Consider the following 229-nt stretch of genomic DNA (forward strand, 5'->3'; position numbering starts at 1 on the left):
AGGTGGAAGCGTGGTGACACGTGCAGCTGACGAATACTAATCGATCGAGGACTTAACTAAAAACGAAAAGCGCAAAAGGCCGCTTAGAAACGAAAGGATAAGTAAGAGGCCGTAAAGGGGTACTTTCCCTTGAAGGGCTATTGCTTATACTGCAGTTTCTGACCTTTGGAGCTGGATCTGACTAGTAAGTCAACGCCAAAGTCCAAGCACTCCGGTGCTTGGCCGCATG

The sequence above is a fragment of the Terribacillus sp. AE2B 122 genome (assembly GCF_902497585.1).
GTDB lineage: Bacteria > Bacillota > Bacilli > Bacillales > Amphibacillaceae > Terribacillus > Terribacillus saccharophilus_A.